At 64.3% G+C, this 26,081-nt stretch carries 27 protein-coding genes; 17 read left to right on the top strand and 10 right to left on the bottom strand.

Going from position 1 to position 26,081, the window contains the following annotated elements:
• Nucleotides 1-2 precede the first annotated feature (2 nt).
• Nucleotides 3-422, top strand: coding sequence for a putative zinc-binding protein (locus H3H39_RS10410; protein ID WP_182153298.1), 420 nt, complete (start codon nucleotides 3-5; stop codon nucleotides 420-422).
• Entirely contained in the window at nucleotides 419-2,056 is a 1,638-nt protein-coding gene (gene ipdC / locus H3H39_RS10405) for an indolepyruvate/phenylpyruvate decarboxylase (protein WP_182153297.1), read from the top strand. Before H3H39_RS10410 ends, ipdC begins: the two co-directional genes overlap by 4 nt.
• Nucleotides 2,057-2,227: 171 nt before the next feature.
• Here the strand turns inward: ipdC and H3H39_RS10400 are convergent, their stop codons facing one another.
• Genes H3H39_RS10400 through H3H39_RS10390 form a run of 3 tightly spaced genes read right to left on the bottom strand, consistent with a single transcriptional unit; the run spans nucleotide 2,228 to nucleotide 5,152 of the window.
• Complete coding sequence (locus tag H3H39_RS10400; RefSeq protein WP_182153296.1) at nucleotides 2,228-2,935, bottom strand: anaerobic ribonucleoside-triphosphate reductase activating protein; 708 nt, start codon at nucleotides 2,933-2,935, stop codon at nucleotides 2,228-2,230.
• Nucleotide 2,936: 1 nt separating this feature from the next.
• Complete coding sequence (nrdD, locus tag H3H39_RS28185) at nucleotides 2,937-3,125, bottom strand: anaerobic ribonucleoside-triphosphate reductase (RefSeq protein WP_375540420.1); 189 nt, start codon at nucleotides 3,123-3,125, stop codon at nucleotides 2,937-2,939.
• Between the two features lie 23 nt (nucleotides 3,126-3,148).
• The gene (locus tag H3H39_RS10390) at nucleotides 3,149-5,152 is read right to left on the bottom strand and encodes a ribonucleoside triphosphate reductase (RefSeq protein ID WP_182153294.1); all 2,004 of its coding nucleotides are present in this window, start codon (nucleotides 5,150-5,152) and stop codon (nucleotides 3,149-3,151) included.
• A gap of 383 nt (nucleotides 5,153-5,535) precedes the next feature.
• Here H3H39_RS10390 and H3H39_RS10385 point away from each other — a divergent pair, with 383 nt between their 5' ends.
• The 6 genes from H3H39_RS10385 (at nucleotide 5,536) to H3H39_RS10360 (ending at nucleotide 9,738) form a co-directional block, all read left to right on the top strand.
• Nucleotides 5,536-6,189 carry a hydrolase gene (locus H3H39_RS10385; RefSeq protein ID WP_182153293.1) on the top strand — a complete coding sequence of 218 codons (654 nt, stop codon included), beginning with the start codon at nucleotides 5,536-5,538 and terminating at the stop codon, nucleotides 6,187-6,189.
• Between the two features lie 104 nt (nucleotides 6,190-6,293).
• Nucleotides 6,294-8,150, top strand: a complete 1,857-nt coding sequence (locus H3H39_RS10380) for an amidohydrolase (RefSeq protein ID WP_182153292.1) — start codon at nucleotides 6,294-6,296, stop codon at nucleotides 8,148-8,150.
• Between the two features lie 18 nt (nucleotides 8,151-8,168).
• On the top strand, nucleotides 8,169-8,387 hold the full coding sequence (locus H3H39_RS10375; RefSeq protein ID WP_182153291.1) for a DUF1427 family protein: 219 nt from the start codon (nucleotides 8,169-8,171) through the stop codon (nucleotides 8,385-8,387).
• Between the two features lies 1 nt (nucleotide 8,388).
• Nucleotides 8,389-8,541, top strand: coding sequence for a DUF1427 family protein (locus H3H39_RS10370; RefSeq protein WP_182153290.1), 153 nt, complete (start codon nucleotides 8,389-8,391; stop codon nucleotides 8,539-8,541).
• Between the two features lie 32 nt (nucleotides 8,542-8,573).
• The gene (locus tag H3H39_RS10365; RefSeq protein WP_375540418.1) at nucleotides 8,574-8,996 is read left to right on the top strand and encodes a DoxX family protein; all 423 of its coding nucleotides are present in this window, start codon (nucleotides 8,574-8,576) and stop codon (nucleotides 8,994-8,996) included.
• A 19-nt stretch (nucleotides 8,997-9,015) separates the two neighbouring features.
• Nucleotides 9,016-9,738 (top strand): YoaK family protein, encoded by a 723-nt coding sequence (locus H3H39_RS10360; RefSeq protein WP_182153289.1) that lies wholly within the window; start codon nucleotides 9,016-9,018, stop codon nucleotides 9,736-9,738.
• On the opposite strand, the gene H3H39_RS10355 is transcribed toward H3H39_RS10360, so the two are convergent.
• The 6 genes from H3H39_RS10355 to H3H39_RS10330 all read right to left on the bottom strand — a co-directional run bounded on the left by H3H39_RS10355 (nucleotide 9,704) and on the right by H3H39_RS10330 (nucleotide 15,751).
• The gene (locus tag H3H39_RS10355; RefSeq protein ID WP_182153288.1) at nucleotides 9,704-10,330 is read right to left on the bottom strand and encodes an SCO family protein; all 627 of its coding nucleotides are present in this window, start codon (nucleotides 10,328-10,330) and stop codon (nucleotides 9,704-9,706) included. The genes H3H39_RS10360 and H3H39_RS10355 overlap by 35 nt on opposite strands.
• Before the next feature lie 16 nt (nucleotides 10,331-10,346).
• Nucleotides 10,347-11,129 (bottom strand): formylglycine-generating enzyme family protein, encoded by a 783-nt coding sequence (locus tag H3H39_RS10350; protein WP_182153287.1) that lies wholly within the window; start codon nucleotides 11,127-11,129, stop codon nucleotides 10,347-10,349.
• Nucleotides 11,130-11,131: 2 nt separating this feature from the next.
• Nucleotides 11,132-12,565 (bottom strand): copper-containing nitrite reductase, encoded by a 1,434-nt coding sequence (nirK, locus tag H3H39_RS10345; protein WP_182153286.1) that lies wholly within the window; start codon nucleotides 12,563-12,565, stop codon nucleotides 11,132-11,134.
• 164 nt (nucleotides 12,566-12,729) lie between these two features.
• Nucleotides 12,730-13,107, bottom strand: coding sequence for a SirB2 family protein (locus H3H39_RS10340; RefSeq protein ID WP_182153285.1), 378 nt, complete (start codon nucleotides 13,105-13,107; stop codon nucleotides 12,730-12,732).
• Between the two features lie 9 nt (nucleotides 13,108-13,116).
• Nucleotides 13,117-13,380 carry a DUF2249 domain-containing protein gene (locus tag H3H39_RS10335; protein ID WP_182153284.1) on the bottom strand — a complete coding sequence of 88 codons (264 nt, stop codon included), beginning with the start codon at nucleotides 13,378-13,380 and terminating at the stop codon, nucleotides 13,117-13,119.
• A gap of 91 nt (nucleotides 13,381-13,471) precedes the next feature.
• Nucleotides 13,472-15,751 (bottom strand): nitric-oxide reductase large subunit, encoded by a 2,280-nt coding sequence (locus tag H3H39_RS10330; RefSeq protein ID WP_182153283.1) that lies wholly within the window; start codon nucleotides 15,749-15,751, stop codon nucleotides 13,472-13,474.
• A 220-nt stretch (nucleotides 15,752-15,971) separates the two neighbouring features.
• Here H3H39_RS10330 and H3H39_RS10325 point away from each other — a divergent pair, with 220 nt between their 5' ends.
• The 9 genes from H3H39_RS10325 to H3H39_RS10285 all read left to right on the top strand — a co-directional run bounded on the left by H3H39_RS10325 (nucleotide 15,972) and on the right by H3H39_RS10285 (nucleotide 25,374).
• Nucleotides 15,972-16,466, top strand: a complete 495-nt coding sequence (locus H3H39_RS10325; protein WP_182153282.1) for an RrF2 family transcriptional regulator — start codon at nucleotides 15,972-15,974, stop codon at nucleotides 16,464-16,466.
• Nucleotides 16,467-16,571: 105 nt separating this feature from the next.
• Nucleotides 16,572-17,828 carry an MFS transporter gene (locus tag H3H39_RS10320; protein WP_311196889.1) on the top strand — a complete coding sequence of 419 codons (1,257 nt, stop codon included), beginning with the start codon at nucleotides 16,572-16,574 and terminating at the stop codon, nucleotides 17,826-17,828.
• A 43-nt stretch (nucleotides 17,829-17,871) separates the two neighbouring features.
• The gene (locus H3H39_RS10315) at nucleotides 17,872-19,257 is read left to right on the top strand and encodes a NarK family nitrate/nitrite MFS transporter (protein ID WP_182153281.1); all 1,386 of its coding nucleotides are present in this window, start codon (nucleotides 17,872-17,874) and stop codon (nucleotides 19,255-19,257) included.
• A gap of 98 nt (nucleotides 19,258-19,355) precedes the next feature.
• The gene (gene hemN, locus H3H39_RS10310) at nucleotides 19,356-20,783 is read left to right on the top strand and encodes an oxygen-independent coproporphyrinogen III oxidase (RefSeq protein ID WP_182153280.1); all 1,428 of its coding nucleotides are present in this window, start codon (nucleotides 19,356-19,358) and stop codon (nucleotides 20,781-20,783) included.
• A 7-nt stretch (nucleotides 20,784-20,790) separates the two neighbouring features.
• Nucleotides 20,791-21,471, top strand: a complete 681-nt coding sequence (locus tag H3H39_RS10305; RefSeq protein WP_182153279.1) for a Crp/Fnr family transcriptional regulator — start codon at nucleotides 20,791-20,793, stop codon at nucleotides 21,469-21,471.
• A gap of 29 nt (nucleotides 21,472-21,500) precedes the next feature.
• Complete coding sequence (locus tag H3H39_RS10300; protein ID WP_182153278.1) at nucleotides 21,501-23,156, top strand: methyl-accepting chemotaxis protein; 1,656 nt, start codon at nucleotides 21,501-21,503, stop codon at nucleotides 23,154-23,156.
• Between the two features lie 13 nt (nucleotides 23,157-23,169).
• Nucleotides 23,170-23,820 (top strand): carbonic anhydrase, encoded by a 651-nt coding sequence (locus tag H3H39_RS10295; RefSeq protein ID WP_182153277.1) that lies wholly within the window; start codon nucleotides 23,170-23,172, stop codon nucleotides 23,818-23,820.
• Nucleotides 23,821-23,840: 20 nt separating this feature from the next.
• Entirely contained in the window at nucleotides 23,841-24,092 is a 252-nt protein-coding gene (locus H3H39_RS10290) for a DUF3079 domain-containing protein (protein WP_182153276.1), read from the top strand.
• 136 nt (nucleotides 24,093-24,228) lie between these two features.
• On the top strand, nucleotides 24,229-25,374 hold the full coding sequence (locus H3H39_RS10285) for a cupin domain-containing protein (protein WP_182153275.1): 1,146 nt from the start codon (nucleotides 24,229-24,231) through the stop codon (nucleotides 25,372-25,374).
• Here H3H39_RS10285 and H3H39_RS10280 read toward each other — a convergent pair.
• On the bottom strand, nucleotides 25,371-26,057 hold the full coding sequence (locus tag H3H39_RS10280) for an SDR family NAD(P)-dependent oxidoreductase (RefSeq protein WP_182153274.1): 687 nt from the start codon (nucleotides 26,055-26,057) through the stop codon (nucleotides 25,371-25,373). The two genes, H3H39_RS10285 and H3H39_RS10280, sit on opposite strands and share 4 nt — an antisense overlap.
• Nucleotides 26,058-26,081 lie beyond the last annotated feature (24 nt).

Genomic DNA, 26,081 nt, shown 5'->3' with positions numbered 1-26,081 from the left:
CGATGGCTGGAAAACACAAGGATCTGCCGCTGGTCTATTCGTGTTCCGGCTGTTCCAGCGCCGCGCAGACGGCCAATCAGGTCGCGCTGCAACTGGACCGGCGCGGCGTGGCCGAGATGTCCTGCATCGCCGGCGTCGGTGGCGACGTGCCGTCGCTGGTCAAGCTGGCCAGGTCCGGCCGCACCATCGTCGCCATTGACGGCTGCGCGCTGGCGTGTACCCGCAACTGCCTGGAACGGCACGCCATCGTACCCACCCACCATGTGCTGCTGCAGCACATGGGCATCAAAAAACGGTTCCATACCGATTTCGATCCCGCGCAGGCCGACCAGGCCGTCGCGGAGGTCGTGGCCATGCTGGGGGGCGCCCGATCGGCCCCTCCAGCGCCCCTATCAAATCTACCCGAGGAGACAACACCATGAACCTATCCCTGTCACTGCTGCACGCGCTCAAGGCGCACGGCGCACGCGAACTGTTTGGCCTGCCCGGCGACTTCGTGCTGCCGTTCTTCCAGCAGGTCGAACAATCGCAAGTGCTGCCGCTGTATACCCTGAGCCATGAACCGGGCGTGGGCTTCGCTGCCGACGCGGCGGCCCGCTTCCAGGGCGGCGGCCTCGGTGTGGCCGTGGTCACCTACGGCGCAGGTGCGCTCAACATGGTCAACGCGGTCGCCTCGTCCTATGCGGAGAAGGTGCCGATGGTGATCATCTCCGGCGCGCCCGCCGCGCACGAGCGCCGCAATGGCTTCCTGCTGCACCACCAGACCCGCACGCTGGACTCCCAGCTGGCCATCTTCCGCGAGATCACTTGCGACCAGGTGGTGCTCAACAACGCCGAGACGGCGCCGGCCGACATCGCCCGCGTGCTGCGCAACTGCCAGACGCAGTCGCGCCCCGTCTACATCGAACTGCCGCGCGACATGGTGGCCGTCCCGTGCGAGCCCGTGCCGCGCCTGCCCGCGCCCGCGCGTGACGTGGAGGCGCTGCAAGCCTGCGTGCAGGAACTGCTGGCGCGGCTGGCACAGGCCCGCAATCCCGTGCTGCTGGTGGGGATCGAGATCCGCCGCTTCGGCGTCGAGGAGAAGGTGGCGCGGCTGGCCAAGCTGCTGCGCGTGCCGGTGGCCACCACCATCATGGGACGGGGCCTGCTGGCCGACACGGACGCACCGCTAATGGGCACCTATCTCGGCGTCGCGGGCGATCCGGCCATCACCCAGGCGGTGGAGGAGTCGGACGCGCTGCTGATGCTGGGCGTGCTCGTCTCGGATACCAATTTCGGCGTCTCCGAACGCAAGATCGACATGCGGCGCGGTATCCTGGCGCTGGACGGCCAGGTGTCGATGGGTTACCACGTCTATCCCGATATTTCGCTGGAAGCGCTGCTGGACGGCTTGCTGGCGAGCGCGCAATCGCTGGCGCCGCAAGCGCCCGAGCACAAGATGGCGCGCTATCCCCACGAGCTGCAGGCGGACGGCGAACGCATCGAGCCGATGGATATCGCCCGCGCAGTGAACGATCTGATGGCCAGCCATGGCCGCATGCCCATCGTCTCCGATATCGGCGACTGCTTCTTTACGGCGCTCGACATCGAGAACACGGCCCTTCTGGCGCCCGGCTACTACGCCACCATGGGTTACGGCGTGCCGGCTGGCCTGGGCTTGCAGGCATCGAGCGGTGAACGCCCCATCATCCTGGTGGGCGACGGCGCGTTCCAGATGACGGGCTGGGAACTGGGCAACTGCCAGCGCTATGGCTGGGACCCCATCGTCATTGTGTTCAACAACTGCGGTTGGGAGATGCTGCGCACCTTCCAGCCCACCGCCCGCTACAACGACTTGAGCGACTGGCACTTCGCGGACGCGGTGCCAGCCCTGGGCGGCGATGGCTACCGTGCCGAAACGCGGGAACAACTGCAACAGGCGCTGCAAAAGGCATTGGCCACGCGCGGCAAGTTCCAGTTGATCGAAGCGATGCTGCCGCGCGGCGCCTTGTCGGCCACGCTGGCGCGTTTTGTGGACGGCGTGCGCCGCCTGCAGAGCGCAACACCGGCAGCTTAAGAAGAGAAGAGGGAAGTTCACGCGCCGCGCATGATGATGCGGCGCGAGTAGCTGGGGTCAGTTCCGGCAATGCGCCATGGCGCGTTGCCGGAACTGACCCCCGCCTTTTTTGGGAACTGACCCCCGCCTTTTTGGCGCGTTGCCGGAACTGACCCCCGCCTTTTTCACTCTTTAATGGCTACGCCGCATCGTAAAGTGCGGGAACATGTCCGACACGGCGCTGACGATGGCCGGGCCGGGATAGCCGGCCACCGCACCGGCGCTCAGCGCCCCATCACCGCAGCCTTGCGAACGAAACTCCTGCAGCACATAGTTCTTCACCCCCATGTCCGCCAGCGTGTGCGCCAGCGCGATGATGCCGTCGGGCTTGAGCAGGGTGGGATGCACGGTGGTGCGGCATTCATACGGAATCCCGCTTTCCAGAATGGCGCGTGCGCACGCTTCGGCGTCCACGCCGCTGCCCGGCGCGCCCGTGACGGCCGCATAATGCTCGAATGGGGCTTTGACGTCGAAACCCACCCAGTCCAGCTTCGGCAACAGCTCGCGCAGCCGGTCCGGGTAGATGCAGGCCGTGTGCAGGCCCACCTTGAATCCCAGTGCGCGCACTTCGTCCACCGCCGCAGGCAGGGCCGGGTCGGTGGTCGGTTCGCCGCCGCTGAAGACCACGCCGTCGATCAGGCCGGCCCGCTTTTGCAGCACCTTCAGCACGCTGGACCAGGCCAGCGGGCTGCGCTTGGGACGCGATTGCAGGTGCGGGTTGTGGCAATAACCGCAACGCCACGCGCATCCCTGCACGAACACTACCGCCGCCAGGTGGCCGGGGTAGTCGGTGGCGGTGAACGGCGTGAAGCCGCCCACCTTGAGCTGGCCGGCGTCCATGCTAGCAGGCCGCAGTGCTCTGCGGCTCCTGGAAGTATTTACGCTCGTAGAATTCGCCCTTCTTGCCCGTGTTGAAGGACGACACTGGACGGTGGTAGCCCATCACGCGGGTCCAGATTTCGCACGGCTGGCGGTCGGCGTCGTTCAGTACCACGGTACGTGGCATCATGTGCAGGGTGGTCTGGCTCATATCGTTCATGGTGTTCCTTTCGTTTAGTTGGTTGCAACGTCGCGTTGCTGGCGTGCGATCAGGTCGGCATCGCATTTTGGACAGAACTTGTGGCTGCCGCTCAGATAGCCGTGTTTCGGGCAGATCGAGAAGGTCGGCGTGATGGTGATGTACGGCAGGCCGAAGCGGCCCAGCGCGCGGCGCACCAGCGTGCGGCAGGCGTCGGGACTGGACAGCGCTTCCGTCATGTACAAGTGCAGCACGGTGCCGCCGGTGTACTTGCGTTGCAGCGCGTCCTGCTGTTCCAGCGCCTCGAACGGGTCGTCCGTGAAGCCGACCGGCAGTTGCGAGGAGTTGGTGTAGTAAGGCATGTCCTTGGTGCCGGCCTGCAGGATCTCGGGATAGCGCTTGCGGTCTTCCTTGGCGAAGCGGTAGGTCGTGCCTTCAGCCGGGGTGGCTTCCAGGTTGTACATATGGCCCGTCTCGTCCTGGAACTCCAGCATGCGCGCACGTACGTGGTCCAGCAGGCGCAGGGCGAAATCGCGGCCCAGCGGGGTGGTGATGTCGTCGGCGTCGTCGCTGAAGTTGCGGATCATCTCGTTGATGCCGTTCACACCCAGCGTGGAGAAGTGGTTGCGCAGCGTGCCCAGGTAGCGTTTGGTGTACGGGAACAGGCCGTTGTCCATATGGCGCTGGATGACCTTGCGCTTGATCTCCAGGCTTTGCTTGCCCAGTACCAGCAGGCGGTCCAGCGCGGCCAGCAGGCCCGCTTCATCGCCACGGTGCAGGTGGCCCAGGCGCGCGCAGTTGACGGTGACCACGCCCAGCGAACCGGTTTGCTCGGCCGAGCCGAACAGGCCGTTGCCGCGCTTGAGCAGCTCGCGCAGGTCCAGCTGCAGGCGGCAGCACATGGAGCGGATCATGTTCGGCTTCAGTTCCGAATTGATGAAGTTCTGGAAGTAGGGCAGGCCGTAGCGCGCCGTCATCTCGAACAGCAGTTCCGCGTTCGGGCTGTCCCAGGCGAAATCCTCGGTGATGTTGTAGGTCGGGATCGGGAAGGTGAACGCGCGGCCCTTGGCGTCGCCCGTCATCATGATCTCGATGTAGGCGCGGTTGATCATGTCCATCTCGTCCTGCAGGTCGCCGTAGGTGAACGGCATTTCCTGGCCGGCGATCACGGGCACCTGTTCACGCAAGTCTTCCGGGCAGACCCAGTCGAAGGTGAGGTTGGTGAACGGGGTCTGGGTGCCCCAGCGCGACGGCACGTTGAGGTTGTAGATCAGTTCCTGCACATACTGCTTCACTTCGTCGTATGACAGGCTGTCCTTGCGGATGTAGGGCGCCATGTAGGTGTCGAAGGAACTGAACGCCTGCGCGCCGGCCCATTCGTTCTGCAGCGTGCCCAGGAAATTGACGATCTGGCCGATGGCGCTCGACATGTGCTTGGGCGGGCTCGATTCCACCTTGCCTGGCACGCCGTTCAAGCCCTCGTTGAGCAGGGTGCGCAGCGACCAGCCGGCGCAGTAACCGGCCAGCATGTCCAGATCGTGGATATGGATGTCGGCGTCGCGGTGGGCCTGGCCCACTTCCGGCGGATACACGTGATTGAGCCAGTAGTTGGCGATCACCTTGCCCGACACGTTCAGAATCAGGCCACCGAGCGAGTAGCCCTGGTTGGCGTTGGCGTTCACGCGCCAGTCCTGCTGGTTCAGGTATTCGTTGATCGACGATTCCACGTCCACCAGCGATTTGCGGTCCTGGCGCAGGCTGCGGTGCTGCTCGCGGTAGACCACGTAGGCGCGCAGCGTCTTGCGGTGGCCGGCGTCGTACAGTACGGATTCCACCGTGTCCTGCACGCGTTCCACGGTCAGTTGCGCCAGGTCCGTCATGTCGCTCAGGCGCAGCACGGTGACCTGGGCCAGGCGGCTGGCGCCGTCGGCGTCGAATTCGCCGGTGGCCAGGCCGGCGCTTTGCAGGGCGGCGACGATCTTGGCGGCGTCGAAATGTTGCCGCGAACCGTCGCGCTTGATGATGTTTGTTTGTTGCATGGCTTCGCCCACAATCCCTCCGGATACTATCTGTAGTTTGGAACTACAGATTAATCACTAGATATGGTGTGGTCAATCAATCCCGGAACATCTTTTCCGATTCTTGATTCAGGTTAAGAAAGACGCGGCTGGCGGCGTCTTGGGCCCGCCCATCGTCATGAGCCATGATCGATCTGTCATGTTCGAATTTTTCGAATATGACAGTGCAATTTTTCCGTTTTTCATTTATTGGCCTGATGATCATACTGTCTCCATCGCATAGCTAGGCGGGCGGGCATGCAGGGAAACAGTCCAAGATTCAGGAAATCCTGCCTGGCGTTCGTTCGAATTATTCGACTATTTTATTTCGGCAATCACCATTTATTACCTGCAAGGAGCCCATCATGCCCATCGCCACCGCCCAACCCGGCAAGACCCTGCTGAACCCAGGCAACCATACCCTGATCATGATCGACCACCAGTCGCAGATGTCGTTCGCCACCAAGTCCATCGACGCCACGCTGCTGCGCAACAACGCCGCCCTGGTCGCCAAGGCAGCCAAGGAATTCAACGCGTCGACCATCCTCACCACGGTGGCGGAAAAGTCGTTCTCCGGCCCCATCTTCGACGAGATCAAGTCGGTCTTCCCCGACGAGCAAGTGATCGACCGCACCACCATGAACACCTGGGAAGACGGCCGCATCGCCGAGCGCGTCAACGCCATCGGCAAGGACAAGATCGTGCTGGCCGGGCTGTGGACCTCGGTCTGCATCGTCGGCCCCGCGCTGTCGGCGCTGGACCAGGGCTTCGAGGTGTACGTCATCGCCGACGCCTGCGGCGACGTGTCCGATGAAGCCCACCAGCGCGCCATGGAACGCATGATCCAGGCCGGCGCCCGTCCCATGACGTCGCTGCAGTACCTGCTGGAATTGCAGCGCGACTGGGCCCGCGGCGAGACGTACAATCAGACCGTGGCCACCTCGATCGCGCATGGCGGCGGCTATGGCCTGGGCCTGATCTACGCCAAGACCATGTTCAACGCGTCCGAAGGTCATTAAGCGCCTGAGCCCATCCGCTGGCTGAACACGCTGGCTTGCCCGCCCGGAACACGGGTTGGCAAGCCAGCTTCAGTCATCTTCACCGCCGACACAAAGGAAGCAATATGCACGCCGACCTGATCCTGCACAATGGCCGTATCCACACCGTCGACCGCGCCCAGCCCGTGGCCAGCGCCGTCGCCATCAAGGATGGCAAGCTGCTGGCCGTGGGCGACGACGCCGACATCATGCGCCACCAGGGCGGCACCACCCGGCTGGTCGACCTGCGGCGCCGTACCGTCATCCCCGGCCTGAACGACTCCCACCTGCACCTGATCCGCGGTGGCCTGAACTACAACCTGGAGCTGCGCTGGGAAGGCGTGCCATCGCTGGCCGACGCCTTGCGCATGCTGAAGGAGCAGGCGGCCCGCACCCCGTCGCCCCAGTGGGTGCGCGTGGTGGGCGGCTGGACCGAGTTCCAGTTCGCCGAGCGGCGCATGCCGACCCTGGACGAAATCAACGCGGCCGCACCCGATACCCCCGTGTTTATCCTGCACCTGTACGACCGCGCGCTGCTGAACCGCGCCGCGCTGCGGGCGGTCGGCTACACCAGGGACACCCCGAACCCGCCCGGCGGCGAGATCCAGCGCGACGCCGCCGGCAACCCGACCGGCATGCTGATCGCCCGTCCCAACGCGATGATCCTGTACGCGACCCTGGCCAAGGGCCCCAAGCTGCCGCTGGAGCAGCAGGTCAATTCGACCCGCCAGTTCATGCGCGAACTGAACCGCCTGGGCCTGACCAGCGCCATCGACGCCGGCGGCGGCTTCCAGAACTATCCGGAGGACTATGCCATCATCGACCAGTTGGCCAGGGAAGAACAGCTGACGATACGCATCGCCTACAACCTGTTCACCCAGAACAAGGGCCAGGAACTGCAGGACTTCGAGAAGTGGACCCAATTGGTCAAGCCCGGCGACGGCAGCGACTTCTATCGTCATAACGGCGCCGGCGAGATGCTGGTGTTTTCCGCCGCCGACTTCGAAGATTTCCTGGAACCCCGGCCCGAGCTGGCCGACGGCATGGAAGCGGAACTGGAGAAGGTGGTGCGCCACCTGGTGAGCCAGCGCTGGCCGTTCCGCCTGCACGCCACCTACGACGAATCGATTTCGCGCATGCTCGACGTGTTCGAGAAGGTCAACAACGAGATTCCCTTCGATGGCCTGCACTGGATGTTCGACCATGCCGAAACCATCACCGAACGCAATATCGAGCGGGTCAGGAAGCTGGGCGGCGGTATCGCCATCCAGCACAGGATGGCGTTCCAGGGCGAGTACTTCGTCGAACGCTACGGCGCCGATGCCGCCCGCGCCACGCCACCGGTCGCCAAGATGCTGGAGATGGGTGTCCCTGTCGGCGCCGGCACCGATGCCACGCGGGTGGCCAGCTACAACCCCTGGACCGCCTTGTACTGGCTGGTGTCGGGCCGCACCGTGGGCGGCCTGCGCCTGGCCGACGCCGCCGGCCGGCTGTCGCGGGACACCGCGCTGGAACTGTGGACCCGGGGCAGCAGCTGGTTCTCCAATGAGCAGGGCAAGAAGGGGCAGATCAAGGCGGGCCAGCTGGCTGACCTGGCCGTGCTGTCGGCGGACTTCTTCGCCGTGCCCGAGGACGACATCAAGGCCATCGAATCCGTGCTGACCATCGTGGGCGGCAAGATCGTGTACGGCGCGGCCGAGTTCACACCCCTGGCGCCGCCGCCGTTGCCGGTCTTGCCGGAATGGTCGCCCGTGGCCAAGGTGGGCGGGCACTACCGGCCTGTGGCCAAGCAGCCCGCCAAGCCGGCTGCCATGGCCCACCAGTGCCGGGGCGCCTGCTCCGTCCACGCCCATGCGCACGACGTGGCCCGCAAGTCGACCGTGCCGGTATCGGAATTTGCCGGATTCTGGGGCGCGCTCGGTTGCAGCTGCTTTGCGTTTTAATCGAAAGGAGAGAGCAATATGTCCTACTTCAAGATCGTGATGGGATTGCTGCTGTCCTTCGTGGTCGGCATCGGCTGCCGCCTGACCCACATCCCCGTGCCGTCGCCGCCGGTCCTGAGCGGCGCCTTGCTGGTGCTGATGATGAGCTGCGGCTATTGGCTGGTGGACCGTTACGCCAGCCTGCGTGCGGCCCGCAACAAGGGCTTGTGCGCCGGCCATGGCCTGGAAAGGAAATAACATGGAATTGGCAATTGGTTCCCTGCTGGGATTGGCGATCGGCGCCTTCTGCCGCTGGCAGGATATACCGTCCCCGGCGCCGCCGACACCCGTCGGCGCGCTGCTGGTGGTGGCGATGAGCGCCGGCTTTGTGCTGGCCGGCCTGTTTTCGTGAACCGGCCATGAATTTGGCAAACTGGAGTGTCAATGATGATCAAGACTGAAACCGGCTGGCCAGCCTTGCCGGCCGCGCCCGACGCCGGCTTGCTGCTGCTCAGGCTGGCCGGCGCCTTCCTGCTGCTGTATGTGCATGGCGTGCCCAAGCTGCTCCATTACGGCAGCGAGTTGCACCATATCGAGGACCCTTTGCACCTGGGCGCCGGCATCACCTTGTCGCTGGCGATCTTCGCCGAAGTGCTTTGTCCGCTGCTGGTGGCGGCCGGCGTGTACACGCGCCTGGCCTGCCTGCCCATCCTGTTCCTGCTGCTGGTGTCCATGGTGTTCGTGCATCCGGACTGGAGCATCGCGGACGGGCAGTTCGGCTGGCTGCTGATGACCATTTTCGCCAGCGTGGCGGTGGCCGGGCCGGGGCGCTATCGCCTGGGGTCCCTGCCTCGGCGCGGCGCTTGAGGCGGGATCGGAGCGCGACATGGAGCAGAATAAATACGTGGGGATCGGCCTGGGCTACGTGGCCGGTTATGTCGATACCGTGGGCTTCATGTCGCTGTTCGGGCTGTTCACTGCCCACGTGACGGGCAACTTCGTGCTGATCGGCAGCGAGCTGGCCCGGCCCAGCCATGGGGTGCTGATCAAGTTCCTGGCGTTCCCGGCCTTCATCGCGGCGGTCGCACTGACGCGCCTGGTCGTCAACCGGCTGCGGGCGCGCAACAGGGCCGCATGGGACGTGGCGCTGGCCATGCAGGTCGTCTTCCTGCTGGCTTTCATGCTGCTCGGCTGGCAGGCCGAGCCGATACGGGCGCCCGATACCTTGCTGGCGCTGTGTGCCGGCATGGCCGGGGCGGCGGCCATGGGGGTGCAAAACGCGGCCAGCCGCCTGGTCTGGAGCGACATCGCGCCCACCACCGTCATGACAGGCAATGTCACCCAGCTGGTGATCGACTTGCTCGATTGCCTCGGCGGTGACGAGGACGGCGCGGTGGGGCGGCGCATCAACAAATTCCTGTGGCCGGTGCTGGCCTTTGCCCTGGGCGCGGTCAGCGGCGCCTATGCCTGCGTGGCCTGGCAATTCTGGAGCCTGCTGGTGCCGATCCTGATCTTGACAGCGGCCGCGCTGCGGGTGCGGCGCCAGGCGCGGTTGTCCGGTGAGGACGCGGCGCTTACCCGGCCTTCAACGCCGCCGCGATCTGCTTGACGAACTCCGGCTCCGGCGTGGTATCGAGCTTGCTGCTGGCGCCCAGCACGTTGCCGCCGGCGTCGATCAGCACGATGCGGGTGGTGTGGTTGATCTCGCCGCTGCCCATCACGCGGAACTTGATGTTGAGGGCGGCCGCCAGCATGCGGGTCTGGGCCTCGTCCTTGGCCACGGCCAGCTTGAACTGGCTGGTGTCGAGGTGGTGCACGCCGGCCAGTTGCGCCAGCGAGGCGGGCGAATCGTGGAACGGATCCAGGCTCACCATCAGCACCTTCACCTTGCGGCCCTGCGGCCCCAGCGCGGCCACCGTGCGCTTGAGGGTTTCGATCACCACCGGGCAGGCCGTATTGCAGTCGCCGTAGAACATGGTGACGATGGCCACCTGTCCGGCCATGTCACGCAGGCTGCTGCGCTGGCCCTGGCTGTCGGTGAGCGCCGTGTCGAGTTGATACAGGGAGCCGCCGGAGAAAGCGGCGCGGGCGGCCGGCGCGGCCGGCGCGGGCGCCGCGAAAGGCGCGGTGGCGGGCAGGGCGCACGCCAGCAGCAGCGCGCTGGCGAGCGCGCCGCGAATGAAGTTTGCACGAATTGTCATGATGAATTCCTAGAGTTCAGGGGGCGGCGTCGCGGGCGCAGCGGAAGCCCAGGTTGGCGCCATCCTGCTGGCTATCCATGGCCGCCAGCAGGGCCAGGCGCATCAGCACCGCGTAGTTGCGGCGGTCGGCCAGGGAGACGGCGGCGCCGCCGCAGTAGTCGATGGATTTCTGTTCGCCGTTCGAGCGGCTGTCGGCGTTCACGAACAGGCCGCTGTAATCGTCCACCCATTCCCAGATCAGGCCGTGCATATCGTGCAGGCCATAGTAATTGGGCGCGTTGGCGGCCACGGAATGCGGTGCCCGGGTGCCGGGCGAGGCGTACCAGTCGAGGATGTGGGCCAGCCAGGCCGGATCGTCGCGGGCATCGGGCCGGCGCTCGTCGGCGGCCGCCGCGAATTCCCATTCATACCAGCGCGGCAGGCGGGCCTGCTCGCTGGCGCAAAAAGCGGAGGCCGCGTACCAGCTCACGCGGGTCACGGGCGCGTCCAGCGCCAGCGGCGCCGGATTGTCCGCGCTGCCCCAACCTTGCAAATAGGTGGGGGACGTGAATAAAGCCGGCGCCTGGCCGCGTTCCCATTCCGGATGCTGGCGCAAAAATGCGCGGAACTCGCCGTTGGTGACAGGGCGGGTACGCATCTGGAACGGGGCCACGGTGGCGTCGGACGCCACGCCATCGGCTGGCAGCACGCTGCGCAGCTGGCCGCCGGGTAGCGGCTGGTATTCGCCGCCGCTGGCGCTGGTGGCGCACAAGAGCGCAGCCAGGCCGGCGGCCACCAGATGGCGTGACGGGGCGGCCATGATTACTTGGCCTTGCGCATATCGCGCACTTGCGCCGGGGTGATCACCGGCTTGCCCTTGTTGAGCTCCACGTTGACGTAGTTGATCACGGCTGCCACGTCGTCGTCGTTCAAGTCCTGGGCCGGCATCACACCGTTGTAGTGATCGCCGTTGACCACCAGTTCGCCGCTACGGCCATTGATGACGATGTGCGCCATCTCATACGGACGTTGTTGGAAGAAGTCCGAATTGGCCAGTGGCGGGAACACGCCAGCCACACCCTTGCCGTCAGCCTGGTGGCAGGCGGCGCAAGTGCTTTCATACACTTGCTTGCCGCGTACCTGCTGGGCAGCGTGGGCGGAACCGGTCAGCACCGGCACAGGCGCCGCGGCAGGCGTGGCCTTGGCCACTACGCCTGGCAGTGGCGTCTTGATGCCCTTGCTGTAGATGCCTGGCTGTTCAGGGCCGGTGATGGCCATCAGGCCGATGGCGCCCTTGTTGAAGGCGCGCGACAGCGAGTGGTCCACCAGCGTCAGGTTGCCCGGTACGCGCGGCACGAATTCCACGATGGCCGAACCGCCGGCAGGCACCATGGTGGTCTGCACGTTTTCCTGGTAGCGGGTGCCGCCTTCGGTATAGACCTTGTCGAAGATGGTGCCGATGATGTGGAAGCTGGAGGTGATGTTCGGGCCGCCGACGCCGAAGTACATACGCACTTTCTCGTTGGCGTTGGCTTTCAGCGAGTTGGCGCCGGTCAGCGCGCCGTCGGCGCCGTTGAACAGCACGTAGGTTGGCTTCTCGTCGATGGTTTTCTGCATGTCGAACGGTTGCAGGCCAGGGGCGCGGTAAGCGCCGGTGGTGTAGAACTCACCCTGCATCACGTAGAACTCTTTATCGACGGGCGCCATGCCTTCTTTCGGCTCGACCAGGATCATGCCGTACATGCCGTTACCGATGTGCATGTCGACCGGCGCCGTGGCGCAGTGGTACACATACAGGCCCGGATTCAAGGTCTTGAAGGTGAAGGTGGCTTCGTTACCCGGAGCGATCAGGGTTTGCGCGGCACCGCCGCCTGGGCCGGTCACGGCGTGCAGGTCGATATTGTGGGGCAGTTTGTTACCGGGCAGGTTCTTCAGGTGCAGTTCCACCGTGTCGCCTTCGCGCACGCGGATCATTTTGCCCGGCACGGTGCCGCCGAAGGTCCAGAAGGTGTAGCGCGTGCCGGGGGCGATCTCGCGCTCGATCTCTTCCACCGTCAGGTTGACGACCACGCGTGCGGCCGTGGTGCGGGTGATGCGCGGTGGCAGCGCGGGTGGCGCTACCAGTTCCTGCACTACAACGGGCAGGGCGGCTTCAGCAGCCGGGGCCGCAGGCGCGGCAGCGTTGACGGGAACCATGCTGAGTGCGGCGGTAACGCTGGCCAGCCAGGTTGCGGCAAGTTTGTATTTCTTCTTCATCTTCTTCACCTTGTTGGTTGATGGTGTCATCCCTGAAGTGGATGACAACTCCATGCTACGGTCAGGGTGGAAGACTTTCCTTGATGTAAGTTACCGATTTTCCGGGGATGGGGGACAAACCTTGATCCAGGTTGTCGAATTGCGCGAACCGCGCATGGGGAGCTTCAGAACGGCCAGACTTGCTTGGTGAAGGCGACGCCGCCGATGTAGAGGAAGGCGGTGACGGCACCGGCGAAGGCGGTGGCGCGCACGGCGCGGGTCTTGCCGCGCTTGAGGGCGATGGTGCCCAGTACGATGTAGAGCAGCAGGGCCAGCACCTTGGCGGTGAGCCAGCCTTGCACGAACGGATATTGGGCGGACAGGACTACCATGGTCAGCGCGCTGGCCAGCAGCGCCGTATCGATCATGTGGGGCGCCGTGCGCACCCAGCGCTGCTGCAGGCGGGCCGGATTGGACAGCATCCAGTAACCGCGCAGCAGGAACAGGCTGCCGCTCATGGCGGCGCAGCCCATGTGAAAGTGCTTGATCGCGTAGTAGTCCATTACGGGCGGTCAGGCCGAAACCAGGAAGTCGATGATGACCTGGCCAGGCTGGCGCGACACGTAGGCGACCTTGACGCGCGGGCCGAAGAACTGGGCGATCTGGTTCAGCAGCGGCAGGGGATCGTGGTCGTTACAAAAACGCATGACTTCTCCGGGGTTCAGGGCATCCAGCGCGCCGAAGATGGCGGCGTGGCGGAATCGTTTGGCAACGCCGCGGGCATCGAATGGGTAAATGCCTTCGGGGCCGGTCGGTTGCGAGCAATCGTGGGACATGTTAACACTCCAGGTCAATATAATCAAAGAGGGGGAGGCGGCGCGCGCCTCCCGGGGATGGGCCGCGAGCGCGGCCCAGGATTACTTCAGATCAGGCGCGGTCGGCGCCCGTTACTGCACCTTGCGATGCGGTGGCTTTGCCGCCGCTGGTCATCAGGCGCCATGCGAACAGCGCCAGGAACAGCGTGCCCAGGGCGAACACGATGTCGCCAGGAACGCGCAGCCACACCAGTGTTTCCATCACTTTCGAGTGCACCACTTCAGGCGAGCGGGCGAACCACATGCCTTCGGTGACACTGGCCCAGGCCTGGTAGATACCAGCCGGTACCAGCGAGATGAACACCATCATGGCCAGGCCGATGTTGAGCAGCCAGAACATCGGCTTCAGCAGGCTGTCGGCCCAGGCGGTGCGGGCGACCAGGCCACGCAGGCAGAACAGCATCAGACCGATACCGAGCATGCCGTACACGCCGAACAGGGCGGCGTGGCCGTGGGCGGCCGTCAGGTTCAGGCCTTGCATGTAGTACAGGGCGATCGGGGTGTTGATCGAGAAGCCCAGCAGGCCGGCGCCGACCGTGTTCCAGAAGCCCACGGCGATGAAGCACAGGATCGACCACTTGTAGCTCTGGACCCATGGTGCGGCCTTCGAGCGTTGGTAGTTGCGGTACGCTTCCACACCGATCATCGACAGTGGGACCACTTCCAGTGCCGAGAACATGGCGCCGATGGCGATCACGAAGGTCGGGGTACCGGTGAAGTACAGGTGGTGCAGGGTGCCCAGGATGCCGCCGAACAGGAACACGATGGTTTCCAGCACGATGGCGCTGTTGGCGGTCGCGGCGCGGATCAGGCCCAGACGGGTGAACAGCAGAGCGATAACGGCCGTGGCGAACACTTCGAAGAAGCCTTCCACCCACAGGTGGACCAACCACCAGCGCCAGTATTCGATCATCGAGTAGTGGGTGCTACGACCCCAGGTCAGCGAGGTGGCGTAGAAGCCGCCGATGCACAGGGCCGACAGGAACACCATGGCGATCAGGCCGCGGCTTTCCGATGGCTTTTTCAGCGCAGGCCACAGACCACGGCCCAGCAGGGTGACCCAGAACAGCAGGCCGACGAACAGCAGGATTTGCCACACACGGCCCATGCTGGTGAATTCCAGGCCCTGGTTACCGATCCAGAACTGGAAGGCGCTGCCTTTGTGGGCGACGGAACCGATCCAGCCCATGGCGGTCGAACCGACCACGATGAACAGCAGTGCGTAGAACAACACGTTCACGCCCAGTTTCTGGAACTTCGGTTCGTGACCGGAGATGGCCGGCGCGATGTACAGGCCGGTGGCCAGCCAGGCGGTGGCGATCCACAGCACGGCGAACTGGGTGTGGATGGTGCGGCTGACGGTGAACGGCAGGATGTCGGCCAGAGGGAAGCCGAAGAAGCTATGGCCTTCAACAGCGTAGTGGGCCGTGATGGCGCCCATGGCGACTTGGGCCAGGATCAGGCCGATGACGACGAAGAAGTACTTCTTGGTAGCCAGCATGGAAGGAGTGGCCTTCAGGCTGAACAGTGGGTCGTTCTTCGGTGGAACAGGGTCTGCCTCTTCCTTGGCGGTCGAGTGGAACATGACCATGGCGGCGATGGCGCCGATCATCAGGATGATGGAGGCGACCGACCAGATACCGGCGGTGGCCGTTGGGCGGTTGTTGATCAGCGGTTCGCTAGGCCAGTTGCTGGTGTAGCTGAGCAGGGTGGCGCCTGGACGGTCGGTGCCGGCGGCCCACGACGACCAGAAGATAAACGCAGGCAGCGCTTGCAGATCGTCTTGATCCGGCAGCGAGTTGGCGTTCATGGCGTACTGGATGCGCAGCGCTTCCAGTTTCGGATCAGTGCCGAACAAGCCCATATAGTGGGAAGCGACTTCGCGCACGGCGGCGGCGCGGTCGGCCGACAGGGTGATGGTGTCGCTCGCCTTGTCGTAGGTGTTGCGACGCATCTCTTCCTGCAGGCGGGCAGTCAGCGCGGCCTGGGTGGATTTGTTCAGCTGGTCGAACGGCACCTTGAATTCGCGCTGAGCCCAGATTTCGCGCAGGGCCAGCGATTCGCGGTGCAGCCAGTCGGCCGACCAGTCCGGCGCCACGTAGCTGCCGTGGCCCCAGACGGTACCGAGTTGCTGGCCGCCGGCGGACAGCCAGGCTTCCTGGCCGCGCTGGACCTGCTCGCCCGAATAGAGCTGCTGGCCATCGGTGGTGACGATGTGTTTGGGGATAGGCGGGGCTGTCAGATAAATTTCCGCGCCTACCCAACCGAGAACGGTAAAGGATAGTACGCAGATGACGGCCAGCCAGGTCCAGAGTTTGCGCGTAGCGTGCATGGCTAAGTTCCTCATGGTGGGTGATGTGAATCGGTGCGAGCCACAGTGTTGGCGCTCGTCTGATACGAATAATAGGCCGGTGTTTTAAAGAAGCATAACAAATGTATGTTTTTCTTGATCCAAGTTATGAACAAATATTTTGGATGCATCAATAATCCAACAACGCCTTCTCGCAGGGCGATTTCATGTTCAGAATTGCAATATATACAACGAGGGCGCCATGAGGCTGACCGCATATACCGATTACACGCTACGCACGCTGATTCACCTGGCCGGCCAGCGCGACCGGCTGGTGACGATCCAGGAGATCGCCAGCCAGCATGGCATTTCGAAGAACCACCTCATGAAGGTGGTGTATCAATTAGGCTTGACGGGGCTGGTGCAGACCGTCAGGGGCCGCAATGGCGGGCTGCGGCTGGCCAAGGCGCCCGAGGACATCAGCGTGGGCGCCGTGGTGCGCCACACGGAAAACGACTTCTTCATGGCGGCGTGTTTCGACACGGCGCGCGAAGTATGCCCCTACGCGAGCTGCTGCGGCTTGAAAGGCTTGCTGGGCCAGGCCACGGCCGCCTACCTGGGGGTGCTGGACCGGGCCACCCTGGCCGACCTGGTGGAGGCGCCCGGTGGCGGGAGCGGCATCGGTCTGGGGCGGGGCGGGGCGATACCCATGCAATTGTTGCAACAGCGGGATGTAACAACTAGTTCTTTTGGCTGATGCGGCTAGCCTGATTGCCGTCTTGATTTAGCCCTACGGGTAATAGTGTCTCTGTGTGCGGGCGCGTAACCTGACGTCATCCCATAGTGTGTCAGGAGAAGCAAAGTGGAAAACAAGAGAAAGGCGATACAGGTGCTGGTCAGCAGTACGACGGCCTTCACCATCTGTTTCGCGATTTGGATGATGTTCGCGGTGCTGGGTATTCCCATCAAAAAGAGTCTGGGCTTGAACGAGACGGAATTCGGCCTGCTGGCCGCCATGCCCGTGCTGAGCGGTTCGCTGGTGCGCGTACCGCTGGGTATCTGGTGCGACCGCTTCGGTGGCCGTATCGTGTTCTTCGCGCTGATGCTGGCCACCGTGATTCCCATCTACATGATCGGCCTCGCCACCCAATATTGGCAATTCCTCGTCCTGGGCCTGTTCGTCGGCCTGGCCGGCGGTTCGTTCTCGGTCGGCACGCCCTATGTGGCGCGCTGGTTCCCGAAAGAGCGCCGCGGCCTGGCGATGGGTATTTTCGGCGCCGGTAACTCCGGCTCGGCCCTGACCAAGTTCGTCGCCCCGGCCATCATCACCGCGTTCGGCTGGCAGATGCTGCCCACCGTGTACGCGGCCGCCATGCTGGTGACGGCGCTGGCGTTCTGGGTGTTTACTTATAGCGACCCGTCGCACCTGGTGTCGGGCAGCGTGACTTTCAGTCAGCAGCTCAAGGTGCTGAAAGACCGCCGCGTATGGCGTTATTGCCAGTACTACTCCGTGGTGTTCGGCGGTTATGTGGGCCTGGCCCTGTGGATGACCAAATATTACGTGGCCGAATACGGCTTCGACCTGAAGCTGGCCGCCTTGCTGGCCGCCTGCTTCTCGTTGCCGGGCGGCGTGCTGCGCGCCGTGGGCGGCTGGATCTCGGACCGTTACGGTGCCCACAAGGTCACCTGGGCCGTGATGTGGGTGTGCTGGATCTGCTTCTTCCTGCTGTCGTATCCACCGACCGACATGGTGGTCAAGACCGTCAAGGGCGACATGGTGCTGCACCTGTCCGTCACGCCGTGGATGTTTACGGCCCTGCTGTTCATCGTCGGTACCGCCATGGCGGTGGGTAAGGCTTCCGTCTTCAAATTCATCGCCGACGACTTCAGCGACAACATCGGCGCCGTATCCGGCGTGGTGGGCCTGGCCGGCGGCCTGGGTGGCTTCATCCTGCCGATCATGTTCGGCGCCCTGGTCGACCTGACGGGTGTACGTTCCAGCGCCTTCATGCTGCTGTACGGCACTGTCTGCGTCTCGCTGGTGTGGATGCACTTCTCGTTCCGTCCGGCCGCCACGGCGCCGGCGGTCGGTGGCGCGCGCCAGGCAGTTGCGGCTTGAACTGATCCGACCCGAAAAATATTAGTGAAATCAGGAGAATAATATGAGCAAATACATGATCAATACCTGGGAGCCGGAAACGCCGGCCTTCTGGCAGAACACGGGCCGAAGTACGGCCAACCGCAACCTGTGGATCTCCATCCCCGCGCTGGCGCTGGCCTTCGCCGTGTGGATGGTGTGGAGCGTGGTGGTGGTCAAGCTGCCGGCCATCGGCTTTAAATACAGCACCAACCAGCTGTTCTGGCTGACGGCCTTGCCCGGCCTGTCGGGCGCCACGCTGCGCATCTTCTACTCGTTCATGGTGCCCATCTTCGGCGGCCGCAAGTGGACCACGATTTCCACCGCCTCGCTGCTGATCCCGGCCATCGGCATCGGTTTCGCCGTGCAGGACACCAGCACCGGCTATCCCACCATGCTGATCCTGGCCCTGCTGTGCGGCTTCGGCGGCGGTAACTTCGCTTCGTCGATGGCCAATATCAGCTTCTTCTTCCCCAAAGCGCAGAAAGGCTACGCACTGGGCATGAACGCCGGCCTCGGTAACCTGGGCGTGTCGGCGGTGCAGTTCGTGGTGCCACTGGTGATCACCATGGGCGTGTTCGGCACCATCGGTGGCGACGGCCAGACCATCGGCAAGCTGGGTCAGACCAGCACCCTGTGGCTGCAGAACGCCGGTTTCATCTGGGTGCCGTTCATCGCCATCAGCAGCCTGCTGGCCTGGTTCGGCATGAACGACCTGGCGTCGGCCAAAGCCTCGTTCGCTGAACAAGCGGTGATCTTCAAGCGCAAACACAACTGGCTCATGTGCTGGCTGTACACGGGCACCTTCGGCTCGTTCATCGGTTACTCGGCCGCCTTCCCGCTGCTGATGAAAACCCAGTTCCCCGACGTCAATCCGCTGCAATACGCCTTCCTCGGCCCTCTGGTGGGCGCGCTGGCCCGCGTGGTGGGGGGCATCATCTCCGACAAACTGGGCGGCGCCCGCGTCACCTTCTGGACCTTCATCTTCATGATCGCCGCCGTGCTGGGCGTGCTGCACTTCGCTCCCCATGATGGCGTGGCCGGCAACTTCACCGGTTTCTTCTGGATGTTCATGGCCCTGTTCGCCGGTACCGGCGTCGGTAATGCTTCGACCTTCCGCATGATCCCCGTGATCTTCCTGACCGAACATCAGCGCGCCGCCGCCGGCAAACCACAAGCCGTGCAGGAACAAGCGGTGGTGGATGCCAACAAGGAAGGCGCCGCCGTACTGGGCTTCACCTCGGCCATGGCCGCCTACGGCGCCTTCTTCATTCCGAAGAGCTACGGCACCTCGATCGCCATGACGGGCAGCCCCGACACGGCCCTGTGGTGCTTCATCGGTTTCTACATGAGCTGTATCGCCATCACCTGGTGGTGCTATGCTCGCAAGGGTGCCGCCATGCCTTGCTAAAGGATTGTTCAAATCAACCGCGGCGTTGGTAGAGTTGCGCGCTGCGGTTGTTTTGGAATAGTCTTCGTGGCGGTCAACGCCTAACCTGGAGTTACAATATGTCTACCCCCAAAGTCATCCCGCTCACGCCGTCGGTGGAGTTCGATGCTGCGCTCGTGCGCAAGCTCAACCAGATGGGACCGCGCTACACGTCCTATCCCACGGCTGACCGTTTCATCAAAGGCTACGCTCAGCAACAATATGAGGAGGCCGTGGAGCGGGTGCGGGCCCGGGGTACGCCAAGCGGGTTGTCGCTGTACATCCACATCCCGTTCTGCGAATCGCTGTGCTACTACTGCGCCTGCAACAAGATCATCACGCAGGACCACAGCAAGGCTGTCACTTACCTGGACTACCTGCGGCGCGAAATCGCCATGCAGGCCAAGCTGTTCACCGGCATCAACCAGGTCGACCAGCTGCACTTCGGGGGCGGCACCCCCACCTACCTGACGGACGAACAGATGGAAGACTTGCTGGCCTACCTGCGCCAGCATTTCGCTTTTGTGTCGGACCAAGAGGGCGAGTTCTCCGTGGAAGTGGACCCGCGCACCGTCACCCCGGAGCGCATCCACACGCTGCGCCGCCAGGGCTTCAACCGCATCAGCCTGGGTATCCAGGACTTCGATCCAGAAGTGCAGCAAGCCGTCAACCGCATCCAGCCCTACGAGCAGACCATCGCCGTGCTGGAGGCGGCGCGCGCGGCCGATTTCCGTTCCATCAGCGTGGACCTGATCTACGGCCTGCCCAAGCAGACCGTGGCCAGCATGGGCCCCACGCTGGACAAGGTGATCGGCGCCCGTCCCGACCGCATCGCCATCTACAACTACGCCCACATGCCGCACCTGTTCAAGGCCCAGCGCCTGATCGACGCGGATCTGCTGCCGGACGGCGAAACCAAGCTGGAGATGCTGGGCCTGTGCATCGCGCGCCTGACGGCCGCCGGCTACGTCTACATCGGCATGGACCACTTCGCGCTGCCCGAGGACGATCTGGCCCGCAGCCAGGTGGACGGTGAGTTGCACCGCAATTTCCAGGGCTATTCCACCCATGCCGACGCCGACATGGTGGCGCTGGGCGTGTCGGCTATCAGCGACGTGGGCGGCAGCTACGCCCAGAACGAGAAGGTGCTGTCGGCCTACTACGAACGGCTGGACGCGGGCGAGCTGCCGATCGTGCGCGGCATCGACCTGACCGAGGACGACCTGCTGCGCCGCAGCGTGATCGGCAAACTGATGTGCGACTTCGAACTCCATTACGCCGACCTCACCATTCCGGGCGGCCAGGCCGCGGCCGACTATTTCGCGGCCGACCTGGCCCGTCTGAAGCCGCTGGAAGAGCAGGGCTTGCTGACGGCGGATGGCGACGGCGTGAAAGTCAAGATGCGCGGCCGCCTGCTGATCCGTAACGTCTGCATGGCGTTCGACAGCTACCTGCACGCGCCGCGCGAAGAGGGCCCGAGCCCGATCCGTTATTCCAGGACCATTTGAGGACATGATGGACAAGACAAAAATCAAAGTACAAACCTTCCTGTCGCGCGTACCGCTGTTTAACTCGATGCGCCCGGAGGAACTGGATCGCATCGCCCTGGGCACCACCGAAGTGCGGGCCGAACGGGGGGAAATCATCTTCCAGCGTGGCGATCCGTGCGTGGGTTTCCACGTGGTGCTGTATGGGCAGATCAAGCTGTCGTTCACTTCCGCCCAGGGCGCCGAGAAGGTGATCGAACTGATCGGCCCCGGCCACAGCTTCGGTGAAGCGCTGATGTTCATGGGCAGTCCCTACATCGTATCGTCGCAGGCCATGGCCGATTCGCTGCTGCTGCACGTGTCCAAGCAAGCCATCTTCCGCGAGATCGAGAACGATTCCGCGTTCGCCGTCAAGATGCTGGCCGGCCTGAGCCAGCGCATGCACAGCCTGATGTGCGACATGGAGTCCTACTCGCTGCGTTCGGGCACCCAGCGCGTGGTGTCCTACCTGCTCAAGGACCGCAGCGCCGATACCGGCGCCGAACTGACGCTGCCCGTGGCCAAGGCCGTGCTGGCGTCCCGCCTCAACCTCACGCCGGAACACTTCTCGCGCATCATGGCCGACCTGAGCACCCAACAACTGATCGCGTTCAAAGGCCGCAAGGTCACCATCCTCGACGAAGAAAAGCTGCGTGCCTGCGCCGGTTGATCCGGTGCGGTGAGCAGCTGGAACCCTCCATGCTTAACAACCTTACTATCCGGTCGCGACTTGTGTTCGTGATCGGTTTTTTGTCCGTCCTGCTGGTCATGGGCGGTGTGATCGGCCTGGTCAGCCTGGCCGCCGCCAACGATACGTTGCGCAACAACTATGAGCAGCGCATGTTGCCCATGTCGCAGCTCGACCAGATCGTGCGGCTGATCGACGCCAACCAACTGTCGGTGGCGCAATCCCTCAACGAGGCGCCCGAGGTGGTGTTGCCCGAGATGGCGCGGGTCGAAGAACGCATGGCCAAGATCGTCCAGATGTGGGATGCCTACGTCCGGAGTGGATTGCGTCCCGAGGAAGTGACGCTGGCGCGCGATTATGCGGCCAGCCGCCAGGCCTTCGTCGCGCAGGGCTTGCGGCCCGCCATCGAAGCGCTGCGGAGCAACAATCACGCCGCCGCGCGGGAACAGATACATGGTCCGCTGGCCCAGTTGCTGGTCCCCTTGCGCAAGAACGTCGATGCGCTGATGGCGCTGCACCTGACCAGCGCGCACGCTGAATTCGAGCACAGCCAGTTGATCTACCAGCGCGTGCGCCTGGCTTGCCTGACGGGTATCGTCTTTGGCCTGATGCTGTCGGCGTTGATCGGCGTGCTGCTGCAACGGGCCATCGTGCGGCCGCTGCGGCAAGCCGTGCGCGTGGCCGGCAGCGTGGCCGCCGGCGACCTGACCCAGCATATCGTCGTCGGGAGCCGCGACGAGACGGGCCAGCTGCTGCAATCGCTGGCGGACATGAATACCAGCCTGACCCGGATCGTGGGCGACGTGCGCGGCGGCACGGCCGCCATCAACGGCGCCGCCCACAGCATCGCGGCCGGCAACGTGGAGCTGGCCGAGCGCACCGAACTGCAAGCGAGCGCCTTGCAGCAGACGGCGGCCTCGATGGAACAATTGACGGTGGCCGTGCGCGAGAACGGCGCCAGCGCCCAGCAGGCCAACCGGCTGGCCCAGTCGGCCGCGCAGGTGGCCAACGAGGGCGAAGCCGTGGTGGCCAAGGTGGTGCGCACCATGGGCGCCATCAATACCTCGGCCGGCCGGATCGGCGACATCATCGGCGTGATCGACCGCCTGGCGTTCCAGACCAATTTGCTGGCACTGAACGCGGCGGTGGAAGCGGCGCGGGCCGGCAATCACGGCAAGGGCTTCGCCGTGGTGGCGACCGAGGTGCACCAGTTGGCGCAGCAATCGGCCGCCGCCGCGCGCCAGATCAAGCAACTGGTGCAGGAATCGCAGGAACAAGTGGCGGAGGGCGCGCAACTGGTCGACCAGGCCGGCGCCACCATGCACGAGATCCTGACCAGCATCGGCCAGGTCACGACAGTGATCGCCGACATCAGCCGCGCCGGCGCCGAGCAGAGCGCGGGGATCGAACAGATCAACCAGGCCGTCTGCCAGATGGATGAAGGTACGCGCAGCAATGCCGTGCGGGTGGAGCAGGTGGCCGCGGCCGCCCAGGCGCTGCAGCAGCAGGCGGACGGTCTGTCCGAACTGGTGGCCGTGTTCAAGGTCGAGGCGCCGCTGGCCGCCGTGCTGCCGTTCGAGCGGCCTGCGTCGATGCGCAAGGCGCTGGCGGCGCCGGGAACGCAGGCCGTGGCCGCGCCGCGCGGACGGCGTAGCGGTTCGCAGTAACTTCGGAGCAGAGATGGAAGCGATTGAAAAATTCTTGAGTGGTTTCACCCGTTTTCAGCAGCAGTATTTCAGCGATTCGCAATCCTTGTACGACAGTTTGCGGGCCGGCCAGAAGCCCGCCACCTTGCTGATCGGCTGCTGCGACTCGCGGGTCGACCCCATGCTGCTGACGGGCAGCGAGCCGGGTGACCTGTTCGTGGTGCGTAATATCGCCAACCTGGTGCCGCCGTGCACGCCGGACGCGCCGCCGGGCGTCAGCTCGGCCATCGAGTTCGCCATCTGCAACCTGGAAGTGGCGCGGGTGATCGTGCTGGGCCACGCCCGCTGCGGCGGCATCCGCGCGTTGATGGGGCCGCGCCAGAAACTGGCCGACACCGACTTCGTGGGGCGCTGGATGAAGATCGCCGAACCGGTGGCCAACCAGGTCAAGCGCGACCTGGCCCACCGCAGCGAGGAGCACCAGCACAAGGCGTGCGAACTGGCCAGCATCCTGCATTCGCTGGACAATCTGCTGACCTACCCGTGGATCAAGGAGCGGGTGGAGCAGGGCTTGCTCAAGCTGCACGGCTGGTATTTTGACATTGAGAGTGGCGCGCTGATGGCCTATTCGGCCCGCCAGCAGCAATTCCTGCCGCTGGTCTGCCCGCTGGAGCGGCGCGGATAAGCGGCCATCAGGAGTCAGGCATGGCAAAGATCTTCCCCATCAATCCCAGGCACCCCGAGCGTATCTGCTGGGGCTGCGACAAATACTGCCCGGTCGACTCGCTCGCCTGCGGCAACGGTTCGGACCGCACCCAGCACCCGGTCGAACTGTGGGGCGAGGGCTGGGAGAAGTTCGGCCTGAACGCCAAGTCCGAACCGGAACAGGCGCCGCAAGAGATGGCCGACCCGTCGGCCGACGCGCCACCGGAAAAGTCCGGGAAATCCGGGACGTAACACCTTATTCCACCAAAAGGCCCCGTATTCCGGGGCATGACACCCTATTTTACGGGGTCTTGATGCCGTTGCTATCGCCTGCCGCGCGCCGGTGATACAACGTTGGCCTCGCCTATTCTCTACACTTCGAACACGCATGCATACCTTACACCTGCCCGGCTTCACGCTTGAACATTTTCTTGAACATTACTGGCAACGGCAACCGCTGCTGATACGCCGGGGCTTCCGCCACTTCGAAGACCCGATCAGCCCTGACGAACTGGCTGGCCTGGCCTGCGAGGAGCAGGTTGAATCGCGCCTCGTCTATCGCCGTGATGGCCGCTGGCAGGCCGAAGTCGGGCCGTTCGACAGCTACGAACGCCTGGGTGAGCGTGAATGGTGCCTGATCGTGCAGGCGGCCAACCACTGGGCGCCCGAAGTGCAAGCCCTGGTCGAGCCGTTTTCCTTCCTGCCCAAGTGGCGGCTGGATGACGTGATGATCAGCTATTCTACGCCCGATGGCGGCGTCGGTCCCCACATCGACCGCTACGACGTGTTCATCTGCCAGGGTTCGGGCCGGCGCCGCTGGCGCGTGGGCGCGCGCGGCAACCACCGCGAGTTCGCGGCCCATGAAGCCTTGCTGCATACGGACCCGTTCGAGCCCATCATCGACGAGGTACTGGAGGCGGGCGATATCCTCTACATCCCGCCGGGCTTCCCGCACGATGGCGTGACGCTGGAAAATGCGATGAGTTTCTCGGTCGGCTTCCGCGCCAAGTCGGCGTGCGACATGTTCAGCGCCCTGGCCGATCACCTGATCGACAAGGAACTGGGCAATGAGTTGCTGGAGGATGCGGGCCGTCCGCTGCACACGCAGCAGGGCCGCATCGACGGCGCCGACTTCGCCCGCATCCGGGCCCAGCTGCAATCGGTGCTGGATAATGAGAAGTTACTGGCCGATATGGCCGGCGGCTACCTGTCGCGCACCAAGTGCCAGCTGGACCTGCAGGCGCTGGAGTCGCCGTACGAAGAGCATGAGTTGGCCGAGGCCCTGGCCGGCGGTGCGCTGGTACGCACGGGCGGCTTGCGCTGTTTCTATGTGGATGGCACGGTGGAGCAGGGCGTGTGCTACGTGGATGGCGAACGGATAGCCTTTGGTCCGCAGGGCAGCAGCTTCGTGCCCGTGCTGTGCGATCACGAACGGCTCGATGGCGCGCTGCTGGCGCCCTGGCTGTCGCAGCCCGCCATCCTGGCCGCGCTGACGCGCTGGGTCAACGCGGGCTACTGGTACTTGGCCGACTAGCGATAATTGACACCGTTGTTGACGTCGAACACTTCGCCGTTGATGCATGCCGGTGCATCGGTGGCGAGCCAGCATACGGTGGTCGCCACTTCCTGCGCCGTGCAAAAGCGCTGGTTGATGGTGGCCGCGCGCAGGCGTTGCTTGCGGTCTTCGGGGATGGCCCGCATCAAGTCCGTTTCGATCGGGCCGGGCGCCACGGTATTGGCGACCACGCCACGCGGTCCGTGGCTGCGGGCCAGCGAGCGCATGGCGTTGGCCAGGCCGGCCTTGGAGATGCCATACCAGATGTCGGGATGGCCGATCTCGCCGGCGATCGAGCCCAGGCTGACAATCCGGCCGCCGCCCTTGGCCGCCATGCGCTCGGCCACCGTGACGCTCAACCGGACGGCCGAAATCAGGTTCACTTGCAGCATGTTGCCGATGGCCGCGTCATCGTAATCGAGCGCCGTCATGGGATTCATCTGGCCCGCGTTGTTGATCAGTACGTCTGGCGTACCGATGGCGTCCACCGTTTTGCACAGCGCAGCATAATCAGCCATATCGGCGGACCACCAGGTGGCCCCCGTCAATGGCGCGGATGGCGCCGTACGCGACAGCACGTGCATGGCGTAACCGCGCGCCAGTAAGAGTTTGGTGATTTCCAGTCCGATTCCACGGCTACCGCCGGTGACGATGGCTTGCATTGCGTGTGGTCCTTATCATTTTAT

It is taken from the genome of Rugamonas apoptosis, assembly GCF_014042355.1.
GTDB classification, from domain to species: domain Bacteria; phylum Pseudomonadota; class Gammaproteobacteria; order Burkholderiales; family Burkholderiaceae_D; genus Rugamonas; species Rugamonas apoptosis.
The sequence above is the reverse complement of the archived record's forward strand: the minus strand, read 5'-3'. Positions and strand labels throughout refer to the sequence as shown.